Raw genomic sequence first — 19,321 nt, 5'->3', positions numbered from 1 at the left:
TAACGTTAAACGCTTACGCATTATCAAGAGGATAATGTTGAAGCTGGAGTCTGCCTGTAAACCCGATCGATTGTCAACGATATAAAAAAGGGAGCCTGACGGCTCCCTTTACTGTACAGCATGAGCCGGATATAAGATCCGGCACACTGTCTTATGCTTTCAGCTTACGCATAACCAGAGTTGCGTTAGTGCCGCCAAAGCCGAAGCTGTTGGACATCACGGTAGTCAGCGCCTGCTCGGTCGGTTTGGTCACGATGTTCAGACCTGCCGCCTGCTCATCCAGCTCTTCAATGTTGATGCTCGGCGCGATAAAGCCGTGTTCCAGCATCAGCAGAGAGTAGATAGCTTCCTGCACACCAGCCGCACCCAGAGAGTGACCGGTCATGGCTTTAGTCGCAGAGATGGCCGGGCTGTTATCACCAAACACTTCACGGATTGCACCCAGCTCTTTCACGTCGCCTACCGGAGTAGAGGTACCGTGAGAGTTCAGGTAGTCGATCGGGGTGTCTACGCCGTGCATCGCCATCTGCATGCAACGTACTGCGCCTTCGCCAGACGGAGCAACCATGTCTGCGCCATCGGACGTTGCGCCGTAACCGACGATTTCCGCGTAGATATGCGCGCCACGTGCCAGCGCATGCTCCAGCTCTTCGACCACGACCATACCGCCACCACCAGCGATAACGAAACCGTCACGGTGCGCGTCATAGGTACGGGAAGCTTTGGATGGATCGTCGTTGTATTTAGTAGACAGCGCGCCCATTGCGTCGAATTCACACGCCATTTCCCAGCACAGCTCTTCGCCGCCGCCAGCAAAAACGATATCCTGTTTGCCCAGCTGAATTTGTTCTACCGCGTTACCGATACAGTGCGCAGATGTCGCACAGGCAGAGCTGATGGAGTAGTTTACGCCGTGGATTTTGAACGGCGTTGCGAGGCAGGCAGAAACGCCGGACGCCATCGCTTTGGTGACCACATACGGGCCAACCGCTTTCAGACCACGCGGGCTACGCATTGCGTCAGCACCGAACACCTGAAAACGCGGGGAGCCGCCGCCGGAACCTGCAATCAAGCCAACGCGCGGGTTGTTCTGGTAATCTTCTGCTGCAAGGCCGGCATCAGCCACTGCCTGTTCCATAGAAAGGAATGCATAGATGGATGCGTCGCTCATAAAGCGCACTACTTTGCGGTCAATGAGGCCAGTGGTATCCAGTTTTACGTTGCCCCAAACGTGGCTACGCATGCCGGAGTCCTTCAGCTCCTGAGAGAAAGTGATCCCTGAACGTCCTTCACGCAGAGATGCCAGGACTTCCTGCTGGTTATTACCGATGCTGGAAACGATGCCCAAGCCAGTAATCACTGCACGTTTCATTCAATACCTCTGTAAGTCGCACTATTTTAAAGTTTCGAGTGGCACAATAGCGTACACTTGTACGCCGAACAAGTCCGATCAGCCATTTAGTGTGGAAATTTGCGCAGCCAGGCACTCATCGCTAAGATCGGGGCACAGCCTGCCAGACGAGTAACTTACGTGAAACAATACGCTATACAACCTGCAAACCTTGAATTCAACGCTGAGGGTACACCTGTTTCCCGAGATTTTGACGATGTCTATTTTTCCAATGATAACGGGCTGGAAGAGACACGTTACGTCTTTCTCGGCGGGAATCATCTCGCCCAGCGATTCCCTGCGCATTCACGTCCCCTCTTCGTGGTGGCAGAAAGCGGGTTTGGCACCGGACTTAACTTCCTGACACTCTGGCAGGCATTTACCGATTTTCGCGATACCCATCCCGAAGCTACCCTGGAAAGATTACATTTCATCAGCTTTGAAAAATATCCACTGACGCGCGAAGATTTAACCTTAGCCCATCAGCACTGGCAAGAACTTGCCCCGTGGGCCACGGCGCTGCAAGAGCAATGGCCGCTGCCGCTGGCGGGATGCCATCGCCTGCTCCTTGATGAAGGACGTATCACGCTGGATCTGTGGTTTGGCGATATTAACGAACTGACCAGTAAGCTCGATGACTCCCTGAATCAAAAAGTGGATGCCTGGTTTCTGGACGGTTTCGCGCCTGCAAAAAATCCGGATATGTGGACGCCAACGCTGTTTAACGCAATGGCCCGTCTGGCTCGTCCCGGCGGTACGCTGGCAACCTTCACCTCAGCGGGCTTTGTGCGTCGGGGATTGCAGGAAGCCGGATTTACGATGCAAAAATGCAAAGGCTTTGGTCGCAAACGCGAAATGCTCTGTGGCGTAATGGAACAGACGCTGACGCTTCCCTCCTCGGCGCCGTGGTTTGCACGTACCGGAACAGATAAACGCGAAGCCGCCATTATTGGCGGGGGGATTGCCAGCGCATTGCTGTCGTTGGCGTTACTGCGTCGCGGTTGGCAGGTCACTCTCTATTGCGCCGACGATAACCCAGCCGGGGGTGCATCCGGCAATCGCCAGGGCGCGCTTTATCCGCTACTCAGCAAGCATGACGCGGCCATTAATCTCTTTTTCCCCACCGCGTTTACCTTCGCTCGTCGACTGTATGACGCCCTCCCCGTTGAGTTCGCGCATGACTGGTGCGGTGTGACACAACTGGCGTGGGATGAAAAAAGCCAGCAAAAAATCGACCAAATGCTGTCCCTTGAATTGCCTGATGCGCTCGCCATCAGCGTTAACGCAGAGCAGGTTTTACAAACGACCGGCGTAGAAACCGGATGCGGCGGCATTCAGTACCCTGCCGGAGGATGGCTGTGTCCGGCACAGTTAACCGCCGCCGTATTCGACTACGCCGCAACGCTGGGATTACGCACCCGGTATCAACATACGCTGGCCTCGCTGTCTCGGCAGACAGAACACTGGCAATTGACGTTTTCCAGTGGCGACACCGCCACTCACGCTGCTGTAGTTATGGCTAACGGGCATCGCATTAACGGCGTTGAGCAAACGCAGTCGCTTCCGGTGTACTCCGTAGGCGGTCAGGTGAGTCACATTCCTACCACGCCTTCGCTTTCAGCGCTGCGTCAGGTGCTGTGCTATGACGGCTACCTCACGCCACACAACCCGCAAAACCAGCAGCACTGCATTGGCGCCAGCTATCATCGCGGAAGTGAAGAAACGGTGTATCGCGCGGACGATCAGCAGCAAAACCGTCAGCGCTTAATAGATTGTTTCCCGAATGCCTCGTGGGCAAAAGAAGTAGACATTAGTGGCAATGCCGCCCGTTGTGGAGTGCGCTGCGCCACGCGCGATCACATGCCGATGGTCGGCAACGTCGCGGATTATGACGCCACGCTCAGCCAGTATGCCACTCTTGCCGAAGACAAAGTGCACGCCGTAAACGCCCCGGTGTATTCCGATTTATTTATGTTAGGTGCGCTGGGCTCGCGCGGGCTGTGTACTGCCCCGCTGTGTGCAGAAATTCTTGCATCGCAAATGAGCAATGAACCCATACCAATGGATGCCAACACACTGGCAGCGCTGAATCCGAATCGTCTGTGGGTAAGGAAGTTATTGAAGGGTAAAGCGGTGAAATAAGATACCATCTCGCCATTGCCTGATGGCGCTACGCTTATCCGGCCTACAACTCCCGTCCGCGTAGGCCGGATAAGACGCCTTCGCGTCGCCATCCGGCACAATCCACTGCAATTATTATTGCGTTGCCTTCTGGAACAGTGTGTCCCACATCTCTTTCACTAACGCCTGGTCACGCGGCGAGAGTTCGCCTGCGCTGATGGCTTTTTCCAGGCTGCTGGTCACATTGGCGTACAATGCCTCAGCGGAATGGTCCTCGCCAGCATCCAGCTCAGCCACAGCCAGCGTCAGGTGCCCACGCAAATAGCCACTGGCAAACAACTCATCATCGCTGGCGTGCTCTACCATATCGTCGATTAATGCCAGAATGCGTGATTCAAACTCCGCGATCATCTTATTTCCTCATTGTAAACGTGGCAGCGGCTTCAGTTGAGCGCTTCGGGCCACGGGAATTGTTCCGCCGTAAGTTCAGGCGTGTGATAATAATTCTGTAACGCGTTAATGAAACGCGCCGGACGTTCAGGGATCCCTTTTTCCAGGTACTCCATCACCTGAGCATGAACACGGCGCTGGAATACCACGCGATCCGGTTCAAAGTCCCCCTCCAGATTGTCGCAACTGACGTTAAACGGGTAGCCCGCCGCCATGCAAAACAACCAGTCAAACGCCTGCGGCTTCACTTCCACATCTTCAAACTGGCATTGTGTCTTCGCGTCGCGTCCGTCCGGGCAGTACCAGTAACCGAAATCGACCAGTTCACGACGGGCTTTACCGGCGATGCACCAGTGTGAAATTTCGTGTAACGCACTGGCGTAATAACCATGCGCAAAAACGATACGGTGATACGGTAATTCCGCATCCGCTGGAAGGTAGATCGGTTCGTCGTCGCCTTTAATCAGACGGGTATTAAATTCATCGGCAAAGCAGCCGTTAAAAATCTCAATTAACTGTTCGTAGTGATGCGTATTATTCATTAGTTCATCCCCAGCCAGTGGAGAATCTCCTGTCCATGATTATCATAAAGTAGCTTGGCGCTCATAACGGCGGAGACAATAACGATCATTGGCCGAATGAGTTTTTGTCCTTTGCTGAGTACCAGTCGAGAGCCCATCCGTGCGCCAATAAACTGGCCAATGAGCATCACAAAACCTGTCGCCCAAATCACTTTGCCGCCGAGAGCAAACAGCAACAACCCGCCGATATTCGAGGTGGCATTTAATACTTTGGCGTGGGCCGTCGATTTCGCCAGGTTGTATCCGCACAGCATGACAAAAGCCAGCGCGTAGAACGACCCCGCCGCCGGACCAAAAAAACCATCGTAAAAGCCGACGCAGCCTCCGGCCACCAGCGCGAAAGGCAAACCGTGCAGTCGGCGCTGTCGGTCCTCTTCCCCGATTTTCGGCATCAACAGAAAGTAAAGGCCAATACAGATAACCAATACTGGCAGGATCTGGCGCAGAACATCTGACTGCACGTGTTGAACCAACAGCGCGCCACTCATTGAGCCGATAAAGGTCATGAAGATATTGAGCTTCTGATCCGCCAGATTAACCACACCCCGACGAATAAAATAGAGGGAGGAAGAGATAGATCCCCCGCAGGCTTGCAGCTTATTGGTCGCCAGCGCTTGCGCAGGTGGCATCCCGGCCGCCATCAATGCCGGGATGGTGAGTAGACCACCGCCTCCGGCCAGAGAATCAATAAAACCTGCCAGCATCGCCACAAAAAAAAGCACACCTAACAGCAGTGGCGACACCATAAACAGAGAGGCAAAATGATCCATTAGAGTACATGCTCGTCCAGTAGCGCCTGGCAGGAAGGCGGCAACGGCGGCGGTGTCTTCTTCTCAGGCTTGGTGGTTCCAGGTTTTGGAGGTTCGAACCAGCTTTGCAGCTCTGCGCCACAGCCGTCACCCGGTGGCGGTAACGGTTGATCTTCACACTCAAGGCTGTCGGCAGGGCAACGTAACCGCACGTGCATATGCGCACGATGCTGGAACCACGGCCGCACTTTACGCAACCAGTCCCTGTCGGTCCCTGCATCCAGACAAAGTTGTTGCTTAATCGCCGGATTCACGAAAATACGCGTTACTTCATTATCTTTTGCAGCCAGCCTGATCAGGCTGAAAATCTCCGGTTTCCACAGTGACGGCACAACACGTTTGCCATCCTGTGAGACCAGATCTAACGCCTGCGGCCGCAGCAGTTGCGACTGGGTCCAGCGCGTTTTCGGCAGTTGCAGGAAAATATCCACATCCAATCCCGTCTGGTGGCTGGCGTGACCGCCATTGAATCGCCCACCGGCCGGCATACCCATATCGCCGATTAACACCGTGCCCAGCCCCTGACTATTGGCCTGATTACTCAGACGCTGGATAAACCTCACCAGATCCGGATGGCCAAAGTAACGACGCTGATCGGTGCGCATCACCTGATAGTGTTTTGACTGGACAGGCAGCGTATCTGCGCCAACAATACAGCCATTGGAAAACGCGCCGATAGACTGCGCGCTGCCCGCAACCGGATGGGTAATTTTCTGCCAGGGCGTCGCCGCCAGACAGGCGGTACTGGCAAACAGAGCCAGCGCCGCAAGTGCCGTTTTTTTCATCTCTTACCAGCGTGGAATATCGGTCTTCACGTCCGCATTTTGCGCCCGCTGACGCAGCAGGTGATCCATCAATACGATCGCCAGCATCGCCTCGGCGATCGGTACGGCGCGGATCCCTACGCACGGATCGTGGCGACCTTTAGTGATCATTTCGACTTCTTCTCCAAAGCGGTTAATAGTGCGCCCAGGAACGGTAATACTGGACGTCGGTTTCAGCGCCATATGAGCAATGATTTGTTGCCCGCTGCTGATCCCGCCCAGAATGCCGCCCGCATGGTTACTCTGGAAACCTTCTTTGGTGATTTCGTCACGGTTCTGACTGCCGCGCAGCGCAACAACGTCAAATCCATCGCCAATCTCAACGCCCTTAACGGCGTTAATGCTCATCAGCGCATGGGCGATGTCGGCATCCAGGCGGTCGAATACAGGTTCGCCGAGACCCGCAGGTACACCGCGTGCAACAACGGTCACCTTAGCTCCGATGGAGTCACCTTCTTTCTTCAGCCCGCGCATCAGTTCATCCAGCGCTTCGAGTTTATCCGGGTCCGGGCAAAAGAACGGGTTAAGTTCCACCTGGGACCAGTCTTTAATCTCCAGCGGAATATCCCCCATCTGCGTCAGGCAGCCGCGGATCTCAACGCCGAATTTTTCCGCCAGATATTTTTTGGCAATCGCTCCGGCCGCCACGCGCATCGCTGTTTCACGTGCGGATGAACGTCCGCCGCCACGGTAGTCGCGCAGGCCATATTTTTGCTCATAGGTATAGTCGGCGTGTCCCGGACGAAAAACGTCCTTAATCGCGCCGTAATCCTGTGAACGCTGATCGGTATTTTCGATCAGCAGGCCAATGCTGGTGCCTGTGGTAACGCCCTCGAACACCCCGGAGAGGATTTTCACCTGATCCGGCTCACGACGCTGCGTAGTGTAGCGCGATGTGCCCGGACGGCGTCTGTCGAGATCGTGCTGCAGGTCAGCTTCTGTCAGAGAAATGCCCGGCGGAACACCATCGACAATACAACCGAGCGCCAGCCCGTGTGATTCGCCGAAAGTGGTTACGCGAAAGAGTTGCCCAATTGTGTTTCCTGCCATCACGGCTCCGTTATGCGTGTTGTGTATGTGCGCGTGTAATTAGTCTTTATAAATGCTGAAGTGCTCGCGAGCAGCAACTAACTGCTCTTTGGTCAGCATAAATACGCCGTCACCACCGTTGTCGAACTCCAGCCAGGTGAACGGTACATCCGGATACTGCTCCATCAGATGTACCATGCTGTTTCCGACTTCACAAATCAGAATACCGTTATCTGACAGGTAGTCTGGGGCGTTCCCCAGAATGCGGCGGGTAAGTTTCAGCCCATCGCTGCCGGACGCCAGACCCAGTTCAGGTTCGTGACGATATTCGTTTGGCAGATCGGACATATCTTCCGCATCGACATACGGCGGGTTGGTCACAATCAAGTCATACTGGACTTTCAGCAGATCGCGGAACAGATCGGAACGGATCGGCGTGACGTGATGGATCAGACCGTGTTCTTCAATATTGTGTTCAGTCACCGCCAGCGCGTCAGTGGAAATATCCACCGCATCGACTTCGGCTTCCGGGAAGGCATAGGCGCAGGCAATGGCAATACAGCCGCTGCCGGTACACATATCGAGGATATGCTGCGGTTGCTCATTAATAAGGCCCGCAAAGCGGTTATTGATAAGCTCGCCAATCGGTGAACGTGGAACCAGCACGCGTTCATCAACATAAAATTCATGCCCGCAGAACCAGGCTTTGTTGGTCAGATAAGCAACCGGAATGCGCTCGTTGACGCGGCGAATCACGCGTTCAACAATACGATGACGCTCGCTGGAGGTCAGACGCGCGGTACGCATATCTTCTGGAATATCCAACGGCAAATAAAGTGACGGCAGCACCAGTTGTACGGCCTCGTCCCATGGGTTATCCGTGCCATGGCCATACCAGATGTTCGCCGCGCTAAAACGGCTGACCGCCCAACGCAACATGTCCTGAATGGTATGCAGTTCACTCACTGCTTCATCGACGAAAATTTTATCCACGTATTCCTCCAGGGCATGCTCGTATTAATTTCGGCGGCTAGTTTGCCACGAAGACGGCGATAAATCAGCATTCACACGGGGCCTGAACGCGAAAATTGCGTTTTAAGCGATCGGATGCCCGCCGAGTCGGGTTAAACTAACGGAAAATAAAAGTTGAGACTCTCGAATGAAAAAGAAAACATCGCTCAGCGAGGAGGATCAGACGCTGTTTCGCCAGCTGATGACCGGCACGCGTAAAATTAAACAGGACACCATTGTTCACCGACCTCCACGTAAAAAAATTGCCGAGGTTCCGGTTAAAAGGCTGCTACAGGAGCAGGCTGATGCCAGCCACTATTTCTCGGATGAGTTTCAGCCGCTGCTGAATACGGACGGCCCGGTAAGATACCTGCGCGCCGACGTCAGCCATTTCGAACTGAAGAAAATGCGCCGTGGCGATTACTCTCCAGAGCTGTTTCTCGATCTGCATGGGCTGACCCAGCAACAGGCCAAACAAGAGTTAGGCGCGCTGATTGCCGCCTGTCGCCGTGAACATGTGTTTTGCGCCTGCGTGATGCATGGCCACGGAAAACATATTCTGAAACAGCAGACGCCGCTCTGGCTGGCCCAGCATCCGCACGTAATGGCCTTTCATCAGGCACCGAAGGAGTACGGTGGCGACGCCGCGCTGCTGGTGCTGATTGAAGTGGAAGAGTGGCTACCGCCCGAACTTCCGTGATGCAGAAAGACAAAAAGAGCCGCATTTGCGGCTCTTTGATTTTCCGGGTGGCTGCTGCGCCTTATCCGGCCTGTTTAAATCGCTTTTGCCATTTTCAGGTTACACGGGCTCATTTGCCAGTTAAAAGTACCCTTCCCGCTCTCATCAAGCGTAACGCTGGCAATCGCTGATGTGGTAAACATCGGCGGTGTTTCACCTGGGCAAAGCTCAGACACCAGATATCCCACTAAAGGCAAGTGAGAGATAACCAGTGCGGTGGCGATACCTTCATTGGCCAGAGCCTGTAAATAGGCGCTGACCAGACCGACATCGCCGCAGGGAGTCAGCTCCGGCAAAACATCCACACCGGTTGGCAGGTTCATACACTCCCCCACCACATCCAGCGTTTGTTCGGCTCGTAGGAACGGGCTCACCAGAACACGTTCGATATCCACTTTTTGACCTTTCAGCCAGTTCGCCATCAGGCGAGATTCGTCACAACCACAGGAGGTTAAGGGACGAACCGAATCACTGGCGGCATCGAGGGCCGCGTCGCCGTGACGCATGATAAAAACTTGCATATTGCACCGCTTTTGTTAACCAGAATCACCACTACCTTTATTCACAGCCCCTATTGGCTGTGGTAACGATATGGTGGCCGGCATTGTGCCTTATCCATTCACCGAATGAAACGCTGTTTTTTACCTCAACGGCGTAAGTATAGTCAATCTCTGTTTACATTTTGAGCGCGACCCATACATTCAGTGCGGATTCATCCTACCTTTGACCTCATGAATTCAGGTCAGTTTCCCCAATATTCCAGAATCTTTCACTGCGTTCCGCCATCTGCAATAACTGCTCACACGGTGTAAACCGCGAGCCGTACTGCGTGGTCAGCCGTTGCAGAACCGCAACCACTTCACCCGCGCCGAGAGAATCCATATACCGGAACGGGCCGCCGAGGAATGGCGGAAAACCAATACCAAATACAGCGCCGATGTCGCCATCACGTGCGCTGCGGACTATCTTCTCGTCGAAACAACGGGCTGCTTCATTGAGCATTAACATAACGCACCGCTCTGCTACCTGCGCGGCGGAAAGTCGGCCCTGACCCTGGACGCCAATAAGCGTATAAATTGCAGGGTCGACCTGTTTTTTGCTTTTACGCCCTTTCGCACCATAAAGATAGAAACCCCGACCATTTTTTCTACCTTTGCGATCGTCATTCAAAATTGAAGCAACAACATTTGCAGGCGCGCTAAAACGTTCTCCATATGCAGCCTCAAGCACTGGTATAATTTTAGTGCCCGTATCAATTCCAACCTCATCCAAAAGTTGGATTGGCCCAACTGGAAAACCAAACTTAACCAGCGCGGCGTCTATGGTTTCGACCCGCTCGCCTTCGGTCAACATACGAATCGCTTCGTTAATATAAGGCGCTAAAATGCGGTTAACGTAAAAGCCGGCCTTATCTCTCACCACTATCGGCGTTTTACCCTGTTTTTTCGCTAACTTAACGGTAGTTGCAATTGTCTGCTCAGAGGTCGTGGCATGCGGGATCACTTCGACCAACGGCATTTTTTCCACCGGACTAAAAAAGTGTAAACCAATCACTTGTTCGGGCCTTGCAGCGTTCGCAGCAATATCGCTAATGGGCAAAGATGAGGTGTTAGAAGCAAAAATGGTATGAGGTGCGCAATTTTGCTCAACTTCTGCCACCATCCTTTGTTTTAGCGACAGATCTTCAAACACGGCTTCAATAATTAGATCGCGATGCGCAAAGCCACGGTAGTCGATCGTTCCCGAAATCAGCGCCAGTTGTTTATCGCGTTCGCTGGCTTTGATATGACGGCGGCGAACCTTCGTTTCAAGCTGATCCCAGCTGTACTTCAGCGCGTGGTTGATTCCCTTAGCGTTTATATCTTTGATGCGCACAGGCAAGCCGCCTTTACAGGCCGTCACGTAGGCAATACCACCGCCCATCAGACCGCCGCCCAAAATACCTACGCTGTTTAGCGGGCCAGGTTTCGCATCACTTCCGGGATCTTTTTTCACATCGGTGTTGGCAAAAAAGATGTGCCGTAACGCCTGAGACTGGGATGTCATCGCCAGCTCACCAAACGCACTGGCCTCAGCGTCGTAACCGCTACTGCTGCCTTGCGCTAGCCCGGTTTCGATGACCTCAAGGATACGTTCTGTTGCAGGGTAGTTACCTTGCGTTTTTTGCACCGTCTTTTTACTGGCCATGCGGAACAACAGCGCCCGCCCCAGCGGCCCCGCCAACACTCGCTCTCTCACGGGCAGTGTTCGATGCGCAGAACTGTCCTTTTTAGCCAGTTCTACGGCCGCTTCCAGCAAAATGGAATGCGGTACAACTTCATCCACTAAACCAACTTTCAGCGCCTGTTTTGCGCGTAATTGTTTTCCGGTGAGGATCATATCCAGTGCGGTACTGACGCCAATCAGGCGCGGCAGCCGCTGCGTACCACCGGAGCCTGGCAACAAGCCAAGTTGTACTTCCGGTAAACCCAGAACGGTTTTAACATCATCGGTACAAATACGGTTGTGGCACGCCAGTGCCATCTCCAGGCCACCGCCAAGGCATGCGCCATGAATCGCGGCGATAACCGGGATCGGCAAGGCATTAATTTCCGCCATCATCTGCTGCCCCTGACGGGCCAGCGTTTCGGCTTCCTGCGCGCTACGACAACTACCAATCATGTTGATATCCGCCCCGGCAATGAAGTTATCGGGTTTAGCCGAAATAAACACCACGCCGCGCAATGCTTTGTTATCGCGGATTTGTTTCAGAATGGCCCGTACCTGAGAAGCAAACTCCGCTTTCAGGGTGTTCATTTTCTCTCCGGGCACATCAATGGTGACAACAGCAACGTTATCCAGACGTACGTTTAGTGTAAAAGCCGATGCCATTTCCATTATTCCGCCTCCAGAACCATGGCTGCACCCAAACCACCAGCTGCACAGGCGGTCACTAAACCAAAACCACCGCCACGACGTCGTAACTCATGTAGGGTTTGAGTGATCATGCGCGCACCGGTAGCGGCGAAGGGGTGTCCATAGGCAATCGATCCACCCAGCACGTTAAATTTACTGTCATCAACTTCGCCAGTGGCATGTGCCCTGCCCAGCACGTCGCGGGCAAAACGTTCGCTACCCAACAACTGAAGATTCGCCAGCGTTTGTGCGGCAAAAGCTTCATGCATGTCGATCAGGGTTAAATCTGCCATCGTCAGACCCGCTCTCTCCAGGGCTAGCGGCGTTGACCACGCTGGTCCCAGCAGCATGTCCTGCCAGACATCGATGGCGGTAAAAGCAAAACTACGCAGGTATCCCAGCGGCACCAGCCCCAACTCTTTCGCACGCGACTCCGTCATCATGATCACGGCGGCTGCGCCGTCCGTTAGCGGGGTACTGTTTGCTGCGGTGACAGTGCCGTGCTTGCGGTCAAACGCCGGACGTAGTTTGGCGTAATCGGCCAGCGTAGAGTTGCCGCGAATATTGTTATCTTCTGAAAAAGGATCTTTAAACGGTGGCGCGTAGGTAGTCATTACCTCATCTGCCAGCTTTCCTTCAGCCCACGCCTGAGCGGCACGCTGATGAGAGCGGTGCGCCAGAGCATCCTGCTGTTCTCGGGTAATACCATAGGTTTTGGCCATTTGCTCAGCCGTATCCCCCATACGCAAACCAGTGGAATACTCGGCGACGGCTGGCGGCACAGGCATCAGGTCACGTAAACGCAGTCGGGAAAAGAGTTTAAGGCGTTGACCGGTTGTCCGGGCCTTATTGACATCCACCAGCACCCGCGCCAGCTTTTTACTAACGCCAATAGGCAAGACTGACGATGAGTCCGCACCACCCGCAATTCCCGCACGAATAGACCCCGCCATCAGGCTTTCCGCGACATTCGCCACTGCCTGAAAACTGGTCGCGCAGGCTCGGCTTACGCTATAGGCATCCGTATGCACATTCATGCCGGTTCCCAGCACGATTTCACGAGCAATATTTGGCGCTTCAGGCATTTGCACCACCTGACCAAAAACCAGTTGCTCAATCACATCAGCAGGTATTTCGCTGCGCGCCAGCAGCTCACCGACGACCATTTTTCCTAAATCAACGGCGGGAATGCCATGAAACGCGGTAGCCTGACGAGCAAATGGCGTACGCAATCCACTTACAATGGCAATACGGTCGCCCTGGCGGGTAACCAGCGGTAAAGCCTGACTCATAACACTCCCCTGTAAAAAATAAAATAAGTGGTCTGACCTGATCATAGTCTTAACCAATTTTTTACATTTAGCCAAGCGGAGAGAAAAGAAAGTGGGAGCTAAGACACAGTGAATAATCACTGACAGTTACGAAAAAGCCCTTGCTATCAGATAGCAAGGGCTTTTGCAGAGGGGGATTAACGCAGGCCCAGCTGGAAGATCAGCGTTTCAGCTTCACAGGCAAAAACAAAGTCGATATCCAGACGCACACCTTCTGACTCTTCAGTAAAGGTCGAGGTGATTTGGCAAGGCTCAGATTCCACGCCACGCGCCTTTTCAGTCAGAGCGGCCAGCGTTTCTTCTGCCTCTGCGCGGTTCGCGAACACACGGCTGTAGGACGCGGTGCAATCGGAGTTGTCCATGATGGTGCCAACATCCATACAGCAGCAAACCGGGGTTTCATCAGCACTGCATTTACTCATTGTAGATTTCCTCTGTATTCGCACCTGAGGTGCCAGATAAACGATAGGGATATTTTACGCTCCCATTATTCGCCTCTCCAGTCGTTAATTGTATGAAATGCGATAAGTGACCGAAATCACACTTAAAAATGATCTAAAACAAAAATCGCCCAAACAGGTGAGTGCGCACCCCCGCAATTTTGCCAGCTGGATCGCGTTTCTCTGATCAAATTTGAAAATATTTATAAACATACTTGCAACATTCCAGCTGGTCCGACCTATACTCACGCCACTGGTCTGATTTCTAAGTCGTACCTCAGACCCTACACTTCGCGCTCCTGTTACGGCATGTAACATTGTTTGTATAAAAATAAATCTATGAGGTTATGGTCATGAGCCAGAAAACCCTGTTTACAAAGTCTGCTCTCGCAGTCGCAGTGGCAATTATCTCCACACAGGCCTGGTCTGCAGGCTTTCAGTTAAACGAATTTTCTTCCTCTGGCCTTGGCCGGGCATATTCGGGTGAAGGCGCAATTGCAGATGATGCAGGTAACGCCAGTCGTAACCCGGCACTGATTATGATGTTCGATCGCCCTACTTTCTCAGCAGGTGCGGTGTATATCGATCCAGACGTTAATATTTCCGGTAAATCGCCATACACCGGACGCAGCACTGATGCGGACAACATCGCGCCTACGGCGTGGGTTCCCAATGCTCACTTCGTGATGCCTATCAACGAACAGTTTGGTTGGGGTGCTTCCGTTACCTCAAACTATGGCCTGGCTACCGAATTTAACGACAGCTACATCGTCGGTGAATACGGCGGTAAGACCGACCTTAAAACGGTCAACCTTAACCTGAGCGGCGCCTACCGTCTGAATGATAGCTGGAGCTTCGGTCTCGGTTTTAACGCCGTTTATGCTGATGCAAAAATTGAACGTTATTCTGGCGAGCAGACGGCTGCATTACCGAAGGTCAGCAACAAAATTGCCAGCCTGAAAGGGGACGAATGGGGCTACGGTTGGAACGCCGGGATTCTGTACGAACTGGATAAAAATAACCGTTATGGTTTAACGTACCGTTCTGAAGTTAAAATTGATTTTGATGGCGATTATAAGAGTGGCATCCGTACCCAGGCGAATGCTATACCTGGCGCTGGCACTACATTCCCATGGGGAACGACCAATGCCACTGTCCCGGGTTCTCTGACACTTAACCTTCCTGAAATGTGGGAATTGTCAGGTTATAACCGTATTGCACCACAGTGGGCTATCCACTACAGCATGGCCTATACCAGCTGGAGTCAGTTCCAGGAGCTGAAAGCCACAGGTTCCAATGGACAGACACTGTTCTATAAAGAAGAAGGCTTCAAAGATTCTTACCGCATTGCATTGGGTACGACTTACTATATGGATAAAAGCTGGACGTTCCGTACCGGTATTGCTTATGACGATAGCCCGGTTCCAGCAAGTAAGCGTTCCATCTCGATTCCGGATCAGGATCGCCTGTGGTTGAGTGCAGGTACAACTTATGCGTTCAATGACGATGCCTCTATCGACGTCGGTGTGTCTTACATGCACGGACAAAAAGTAACAGTGCAAGAAGGCAAATATACTTTCGACTCTGAAGGTAAAGCCTGGCTGTTTGGTACAAACTTCAACTACGCATTCTGATTTTCTTCAGACGTAAAAAAGGTGAGCTTTTTAGCTCACCTTTTTATTTGCCCAATTCCTTACTCAGAATCGATCTCTTTTAAATCATCCTGAATATCTTTCGCGTTCGGGTTTTCTTCTGGTTTGAGTTTCCCGCCGTTCGCAATAAAGTCATGACGCTGGAAGTAAGCTTCACGCACCATGATGTAAGGATCAGAAGACTGACGCAGCAGACCATCAGAGTCGAGCAATTGCGCGCGAGTTTCAATCCCTTCAACCGTCCATTTGCCTATCGACAACGGCCAGGTCAGCCAGGACAGTACCGGATACAGGGTATCGACCATATCGCCGCCGTCATCACGCAGCGTGAAACTACCGTAGAATGGAAGCTGCATATACGGTCCGTAACCAACATCATAGTGGCCTAACGTACTGCCAAAGCGGTGTGGTTCAACGCGCTGCAACTTCGGATTAGCCATACCAGCCACATCGATAAAGCCGCCCATACCTAACAGGGTATTCAGGAAGAAACGGGTAAAGTGCACCATCCCCTGATAAGGATCGCCTTGCAGGAAATAGTTGACCATGACGGCCGGCTCTTCAAGGTTCCCCGTAAAGTTGCTTAAACCATTACGCGCTGGCTGCGGAACATAATCTCGCCAGGCAACAGCTACGGGTCTAACAACGTATGGATCTAAAACATTAAAGTTGAAGTTGTACATGGTGCGGTTGAACCCTTCAAATGGATCCGAACGCCCCTGCTGTTCAGTACCGGAGCTCGCACACCCCACCAAAAGTGTGGTTCCCAGCGCAAGCGCCGACAGGCGAAGCTTCATAAGTGTCTCCCTGTGTTTTATGGCTATCGCTGATTGCCATCCATGACGGAACGATGACGTATCCGCCTGTTTAGATGTGAGCGATTGTAACAGCACGTCAAATGATGTCTATATACCCTGTCTTACTGATTTGATCATAGCCTGGTAATGCGCACTCCGCGGCGGTTCTATTCTAACTAACCCGATAAAAACAAACGTTACTATTTTTGCTATCTCAGACTTTCTCCCGCTGATTTTCGGACAAAAGCCGCTACGCTTTAGCAATACGTGCTTATTCAGGATTAGGCTATGAATGACATCAAGAAAGATAAGATCGATCGACACAGCGACGAGCTCGAGGTGGAAAGCGATGAAAAGCTAACAGGGACAAAGATAGAGCTTGATGAGGACAGACTCCCCTCCCGCGCCATGGCAATCCATGAACATATTCGCCAGGATGGAGAGAAAGAGATGGAGCGTGACGCGATGGCGCTACTGTGGTCAGCCATCGCAGCAGGACTGTCGATGGGCGCCTCATTGCTGGCTAAAGGGATTTTTCACGTACAGCTGGAAGGCGTGCCAGGGGGATTTTTACTCGAGAACCTCGGTTATACCTTCGGCTTTATTATTGTCATTATGGCCCGCCAGCAACTCTTTACCGAAAATACCGTCACCGCTGTACTGCCGGTGATGCAAAACCCTACCCTCGGCAATTTTGGCCTGTTGATGCGCCTGTGGAGCGTGGTTCTGCTGGGTAATATTATTGGCACCGGGGTTGCCGCATGGGCGTTTGAACATATGCCGATTTTTGATGAAGAGACCCGCGATGCTTTTGTCAAAATTGGTATGGATGTGATGAAAAATACGCCAACAGAGATGTTTTCCAACGCCATCATTTCCGGCTGGTTAATTGCCACCATGGTGTGGATGTTTCCAGCTGCCGGGGCGGCAAAAATTGTGGTCATTATTCTGATGACCTGGCTGATTGCGTTAGGTGATACCACGCATATCGTCGTCGGCTCGGTGGAAATTCTCTATTTGGTCTTTAATGGCACGCTGCACTGGAGTGATTTTTTCTGGCCCTTTGCGCTACCAACGCTCGCCGGGAATATCTGTGGCGGAACGTTTATTTTCGCGCTGATGAGCCATGCGCAGATCCGCAATGATATGAGCAACAAACGCAAGGAAGAAGCCAGGTTGCAAGCAAAGCGTGATGAGCAAAAGCAGAAAAACCAGAAAAAACAGGCCTGAATGGTGACTGTTTGAGCAGTCGGGCGGCCTGAGACTTACCGTTGTGAGTAAAAAACGCTATACTCGTGCCGCTTCGTCCCCTTAGTTAAATGGATATAACGAGCCCCTCCTAAGGGCTAGTTGCAGGTTCGATTCCTGCAGGGGACACCATTAAGTCATTTCACACCACTTCAGTTCACTTCACAACATCAGCAATACCAAGCCTTTCAACAGAAACCACACTTACACAGCGTTCAATTACCTTCATGACATTACAGCACTCTGATGGTATAAGTGATGGTATTCATCAGTTCGATATCCAGATACCATCAATTACCTCTTGAGGGGGTGCCATTTATGGCTATAAACGAGCTTTCACCCAAACAGATCGAGAATGCCAAGCCACGAGACACCGATTACAAAATAACCGATGGTGGCAGTCTGTACCTCTTGGTCAAAAAAACGGGTGGCAAATACTGGCGCATGAATTATCGCTTTGCTGGTAAACAGGCGACATTAGCATTGGGCGTGTATCCGGATGTTCCACTGACAACAGCACGTAAACGCAGAGATGAAGCCAGACAGCTTCTTGCCGACGGCAAAGATCCACGTGAAGCAAAAAAAGCTGAAAGCACTGAACCAACGTCACCGACTTTCGAGGCTATAGCCCGTGAGTGGCACGGCGGAACGATGGGACATCCTGAGTGGAAAGAGATCACCCGTAATAAAATATTGAGGGAAATGGAAAACCACATATTTCCTCTCATCGGTAGTAAACCCATCGACAGCTTAAAAACACGGGATCTGCTACCTTTGCTTATCAGCATGAACGAACAAGGCATTGGTGCTACTACGGGAAGAGTAAAGACAACGATGAGCAGCGTATTCCGCTATGCGGTTCAGCGTGGAATAGTCGAGTACAACCCAGCTCACGACCTGAAAGGTGCTTTGACGAGTCCTAAAACTAAACACCGCCCCGCCCTTCCTCTGGATCGCCTGCCAGAATTGATGACGAAAACTGCAACATACACAGGCAGATCTCTCACCAAACTCGCAGTATTACTATCTCTTCATACGTTTGTTCGCTCCAGCGAACTTCGCCACGCTCGCTGGGACGAGATAAATTTTGATACTGCCATGTGGACAATCCCTGGTCAGCGAGAAGAAATCGCAGGTGTAAAATTCTCTGAACGTGGGGCTAAAATGGGCAGTGGGCATTCAGTACCATTGTCTTCGCAGGCAATTGACGTATTGAAATCGATTAAAAGCATCAGCAATGAGTACACACTGATTTTTCCTGGCGATAGCAACCCCTATAAGCCTATGAGTGAGAACACGGTTAATAAAGCGCTCCGTACTATGGGTTATGATACTCAGGCCGATGTTTGCTTACATGGTTTCCGGGCAATGGCCTGCTCTGCTCTTACCGAATCAGGATTGTGGTCACGGGATGCCGTAGAGCGGCAAATGAGCCATCAGGAACGTAATGAGGTACGTGCGGCTTATGTTCATCTGGCGCAGCACATGCAGGAGCGCCGCCGAATGATGCAGTGGTGGTCAGACTATCTTGAAGCAAACTCTGATCAACATGTTGCACCATATGACATGAAGAAATTACGGGTTGTTGGCAATTAACCGAACAAACTGGGGCTAGCCCGGTCAGGCGAAAAGCAGTAACACCTGATGCCTGCCTCAGTTTTTATCAGATGCGCAAGAGGATGAGGTGATGGATAGCAACGTCTGGAAAGAGAACCGAATCGCGCCTTTAGAATACTGCTCATTCGAAAGAGCTGCTAAATTGCTCAATTGCGAATGTGAAGACTTAATTCACTGGAATAAAATAGGTGCTATCTCAATAGCTTTTGAGCCTAAAAATTTACCTGGTGATTTGTCTGTTAGCTTTTACGAAAATGCCGCTGATAATATTGAACGATATAACCTCTCGTACAATATCACAGCCGAGTTGGGTAATGACTCCAACTTATTGATAGTGTTTTATGTTCAGATAATGCCCGATGACTTTGTCATGCAGCTCCACCGATT

18 protein-coding genes and 1 tRNA gene are annotated in these 19,321 nt (G+C 52.0%); 6 read left to right on the top strand and 13 right to left on the bottom strand.

The features are described 5' to 3' along the window. Positions 1-151: 151 nt before the first annotated feature. On the bottom strand, positions 152-1,372 hold the full coding sequence (gene fabB, locus OGX92_RS00475; RefSeq protein WP_046670107.1) for a beta-ketoacyl-ACP synthase I: 1,221 nt from the start codon (positions 1,370-1,372) through the stop codon (positions 152-154). Positions 1,373-1,531: 159 nt separating this feature from the next. Here fabB and mnmC point away from each other — a divergent pair, with 159 nt between their 5' ends. Continuing rightward, complete coding sequence (mnmC, locus tag OGX92_RS00470; protein ID WP_286586111.1) at positions 1,532-3,532, top strand: bifunctional tRNA (5-methylaminomethyl-2-thiouridine)(34)-methyltransferase MnmC2/FAD-dependent 5-carboxymethylaminomethyl-2-thiouridine(34) oxidoreductase MnmC1; 2,001 nt, start codon at positions 1,532-1,534, stop codon at positions 3,530-3,532. Positions 3,533-3,646: 114 nt separating this feature from the next. On the opposite strand, the gene OGX92_RS00465 is transcribed toward mnmC, so the two are convergent. From OGX92_RS00465 to prmB, 6 genes are read right to left on the bottom strand one after another with little or no spacing between them, the layout of a single operon-like run. Continuing rightward, complete coding sequence (locus OGX92_RS00465; RefSeq protein ID WP_003028163.1) at positions 3,647-3,922, bottom strand: YfcL family protein; 276 nt, start codon at positions 3,920-3,922, stop codon at positions 3,647-3,649. A gap of 32 nt (positions 3,923-3,954) precedes the next feature. After that, positions 3,955-4,503: an elongation factor P hydroxylase gene (locus OGX92_RS00460; RefSeq protein ID WP_003834819.1), complete on the bottom strand. Its 549-nt coding sequence runs from the start codon at positions 4,501-4,503 to the stop codon at positions 3,955-3,957. Beyond that, the gene (locus OGX92_RS00455; protein WP_003834821.1) at positions 4,503-5,312 is read right to left on the bottom strand and encodes a sulfite exporter TauE/SafE family protein; all 810 of its coding nucleotides are present in this window, start codon (positions 5,310-5,312) and stop codon (positions 4,503-4,505) included. Before OGX92_RS00455 ends, OGX92_RS00460 begins: the two co-directional genes overlap by 1 nt. After that, positions 5,312-6,136 (bottom strand): penicillin-insensitive murein endopeptidase, encoded by an 825-nt coding sequence (mepA, locus tag OGX92_RS00450; RefSeq protein ID WP_063940571.1) that lies wholly within the window; start codon positions 6,134-6,136, stop codon positions 5,312-5,314. Before mepA ends, OGX92_RS00455 begins: the two co-directional genes overlap by 1 nt. Positions 6,137-6,139: 3 nt before the next feature. Then, positions 6,140-7,225, bottom strand: coding sequence for a chorismate synthase (aroC, locus tag OGX92_RS00445; protein WP_003834825.1), 1,086 nt, complete (start codon positions 7,223-7,225; stop codon positions 6,140-6,142). A 39-nt stretch (positions 7,226-7,264) separates the two neighbouring features. Beyond that, complete coding sequence (prmB, locus tag OGX92_RS00440; protein WP_003834827.1) at positions 7,265-8,197, bottom strand: 50S ribosomal protein L3 N(5)-glutamine methyltransferase; 933 nt, start codon at positions 8,195-8,197, stop codon at positions 7,265-7,267. 166 nt (positions 8,198-8,363) lie between these two features. Between prmB and smrB the strand changes: the two genes are divergently transcribed. After that, positions 8,364-8,915, top strand: coding sequence for an endonuclease SmrB (smrB, locus tag OGX92_RS00435; protein ID WP_003839296.1), 552 nt, complete (start codon positions 8,364-8,366; stop codon positions 8,913-8,915). Between the two features lie 74 nt (positions 8,916-8,989). On the opposite strand, the gene sixA is transcribed toward smrB, so the two are convergent. The 4 genes from sixA to OGX92_RS00415 all read right to left on the bottom strand — a co-directional run bounded on the left by sixA (position 8,990) and on the right by OGX92_RS00415 (position 13,602). Continuing rightward, positions 8,990-9,475: a phosphohistidine phosphatase SixA gene (gene sixA, locus OGX92_RS00430; protein WP_003028179.1), complete on the bottom strand. Its 486-nt coding sequence runs from the start codon at positions 9,473-9,475 to the stop codon at positions 8,990-8,992. 208 nt (positions 9,476-9,683) lie between these two features. Then, positions 9,684-11,831, bottom strand: coding sequence for a fatty acid oxidation complex subunit alpha FadJ (fadJ, locus tag OGX92_RS00425; protein ID WP_003834835.1), 2,148 nt, complete (start codon positions 11,829-11,831; stop codon positions 9,684-9,686). Then, entirely contained in the window at positions 11,831-13,141 is a 1,311-nt protein-coding gene (gene fadI, locus OGX92_RS00420) for an acetyl-CoA C-acyltransferase FadI (RefSeq protein WP_063940574.1), read from the bottom strand. The genes fadJ and fadI overlap by 1 nt, the downstream gene beginning before the upstream one ends. A gap of 176 nt (positions 13,142-13,317) precedes the next feature. Then, on the bottom strand, positions 13,318-13,602 hold the full coding sequence (locus OGX92_RS00415) for a YfcZ/YiiS family protein (RefSeq protein WP_003834838.1): 285 nt from the start codon (positions 13,600-13,602) through the stop codon (positions 13,318-13,320). Positions 13,603-13,973: 371 nt separating this feature from the next. Between OGX92_RS00415 and fadL the strand changes: the two genes are divergently transcribed. After that, the gene (gene fadL, locus OGX92_RS00410) at positions 13,974-15,254 is read left to right on the top strand and encodes a long-chain fatty acid transporter FadL (protein WP_063940575.1); all 1,281 of its coding nucleotides are present in this window, start codon (positions 13,974-13,976) and stop codon (positions 15,252-15,254) included. 59 nt (positions 15,255-15,313) lie between these two features. Here the strand turns inward: fadL and mlaA are convergent, their stop codons facing one another. After that, on the bottom strand, positions 15,314-16,069 hold the full coding sequence (gene mlaA / locus OGX92_RS00405) for a phospholipid-binding lipoprotein MlaA (protein ID WP_003028190.1): 756 nt from the start codon (positions 16,067-16,069) through the stop codon (positions 15,314-15,316). A 288-nt stretch (positions 16,070-16,357) separates the two neighbouring features. Between mlaA and OGX92_RS00400 the strand changes: the two genes are divergently transcribed. The 3 genes from OGX92_RS00400 to OGX92_RS00390 all read left to right on the top strand — a co-directional run bounded on the left by OGX92_RS00400 (position 16,358) and on the right by OGX92_RS00390 (position 18,913). Continuing rightward, positions 16,358-17,299 carry a formate/nitrite transporter family protein gene (locus tag OGX92_RS00400; protein ID WP_125112645.1) on the top strand — a complete coding sequence of 314 codons (942 nt, stop codon included), beginning with the start codon at positions 16,358-16,360 and terminating at the stop codon, positions 17,297-17,299. 75 nt (positions 17,300-17,374) lie between these two features. Next, positions 17,375-17,449 (top strand) — tRNA-Arg (locus tag OGX92_RS00395). A gap of 186 nt (positions 17,450-17,635) precedes the next feature. Then, entirely contained in the window at positions 17,636-18,913 is a 1,278-nt protein-coding gene (locus OGX92_RS00390; protein WP_003028195.1) for a tyrosine-type recombinase/integrase, read from the top strand. 346 nt (positions 18,914-19,259) lie between these two features. On the opposite strand, the gene OGX92_RS23405 is transcribed toward OGX92_RS00390, so the two are convergent. Beyond that, entirely contained in the window at positions 19,260-19,316 is a 57-nt protein-coding gene (locus tag OGX92_RS23405) for an IS1 family transposase (protein WP_003032489.1), read from the bottom strand. Positions 19,317-19,321 lie beyond the last annotated feature (5 nt).

This window comes from Citrobacter sp. Cpo089, from assembly GCF_030332695.1.
GTDB lineage: Bacteria > Pseudomonadota > Gammaproteobacteria > Enterobacterales > Enterobacteriaceae > Citrobacter > Citrobacter portucalensis.
This window is presented reverse-complemented; position numbering and strand designations above follow the sequence as displayed.

Bases quoted from the DNA above. Each gene is read 5' to 3' on its own strand.
- OGX92_RS00465 (WP_003028163.1), bottom strand. From the start codon at position 3,922: ATGATCGCGGAGTTTGAATCACGCATTCTGGCATTAATCGACGATATG.
- fadI (WP_063940574.1), bottom strand. From the start codon at position 13,141: ATGAGTCAGGCTTTACCGCTGGTTACCCGCCAGGGCGACCGTATTGCC.
- mepA (WP_063940571.1), bottom strand. From the start codon at position 6,136: ATGAAAAAAACGGCACTTGCGGCGCTGGCTCTGTTTGCCAGTACCGCC.
- OGX92_RS00390 (WP_003028195.1), top strand. From the start codon at position 17,636: ATGGCTATAAACGAGCTTTCACCCAAACAGATCGAGAATGCCAAGCCA.
- fadJ (WP_003834835.1), bottom strand. From the start codon at position 11,831: ATGGAAATGGCATCGGCTTTTACACTAAACGTACGTCTGGATAACGTT.
- OGX92_RS00400 (WP_125112645.1), top strand. From the start codon at position 16,358: ATGAATGACATCAAGAAAGATAAGATCGATCGACACAGCGACGAGCTC.
- mlaA (WP_003028190.1), bottom strand. From the start codon at position 16,069: ATGAAGCTTCGCCTGTCGGCGCTTGCGCTGGGAACCACACTTTTGGTG.
- aroC (WP_003834825.1), bottom strand. From the start codon at position 7,225: ATGGCAGGAAACACAATTGGGCAACTCTTTCGCGTAACCACTTTCGGC.
- OGX92_RS00415 (WP_003834838.1), bottom strand. From the start codon at position 13,602: ATGAGTAAATGCAGTGCTGATGAAACCCCGGTTTGCTGCTGTATGGAT.
- smrB (WP_003839296.1), top strand. From the start codon at position 8,364: ATGAAAAAGAAAACATCGCTCAGCGAGGAGGATCAGACGCTGTTTCGC.
- fadL (WP_063940575.1), top strand. From the start codon at position 13,974: ATGAGCCAGAAAACCCTGTTTACAAAGTCTGCTCTCGCAGTCGCAGTG.
- OGX92_RS00455 (WP_003834821.1), bottom strand. From the start codon at position 5,312: ATGGATCATTTTGCCTCTCTGTTTATGGTGTCGCCACTGCTGTTAGGT.
- fabB (WP_046670107.1), bottom strand. From the start codon at position 1,372: ATGAAACGTGCAGTGATTACTGGCTTGGGCATCGTTTCCAGCATCGGT.
- OGX92_RS00460 (WP_003834819.1), bottom strand. From the start codon at position 4,503: ATGAATAATACGCATCACTACGAACAGTTAATTGAGATTTTTAACGGC.
- sixA (WP_003028179.1), bottom strand. From the start codon at position 9,475: ATGCAAGTTTTTATCATGCGTCACGGCGACGCGGCCCTCGATGCCGCC.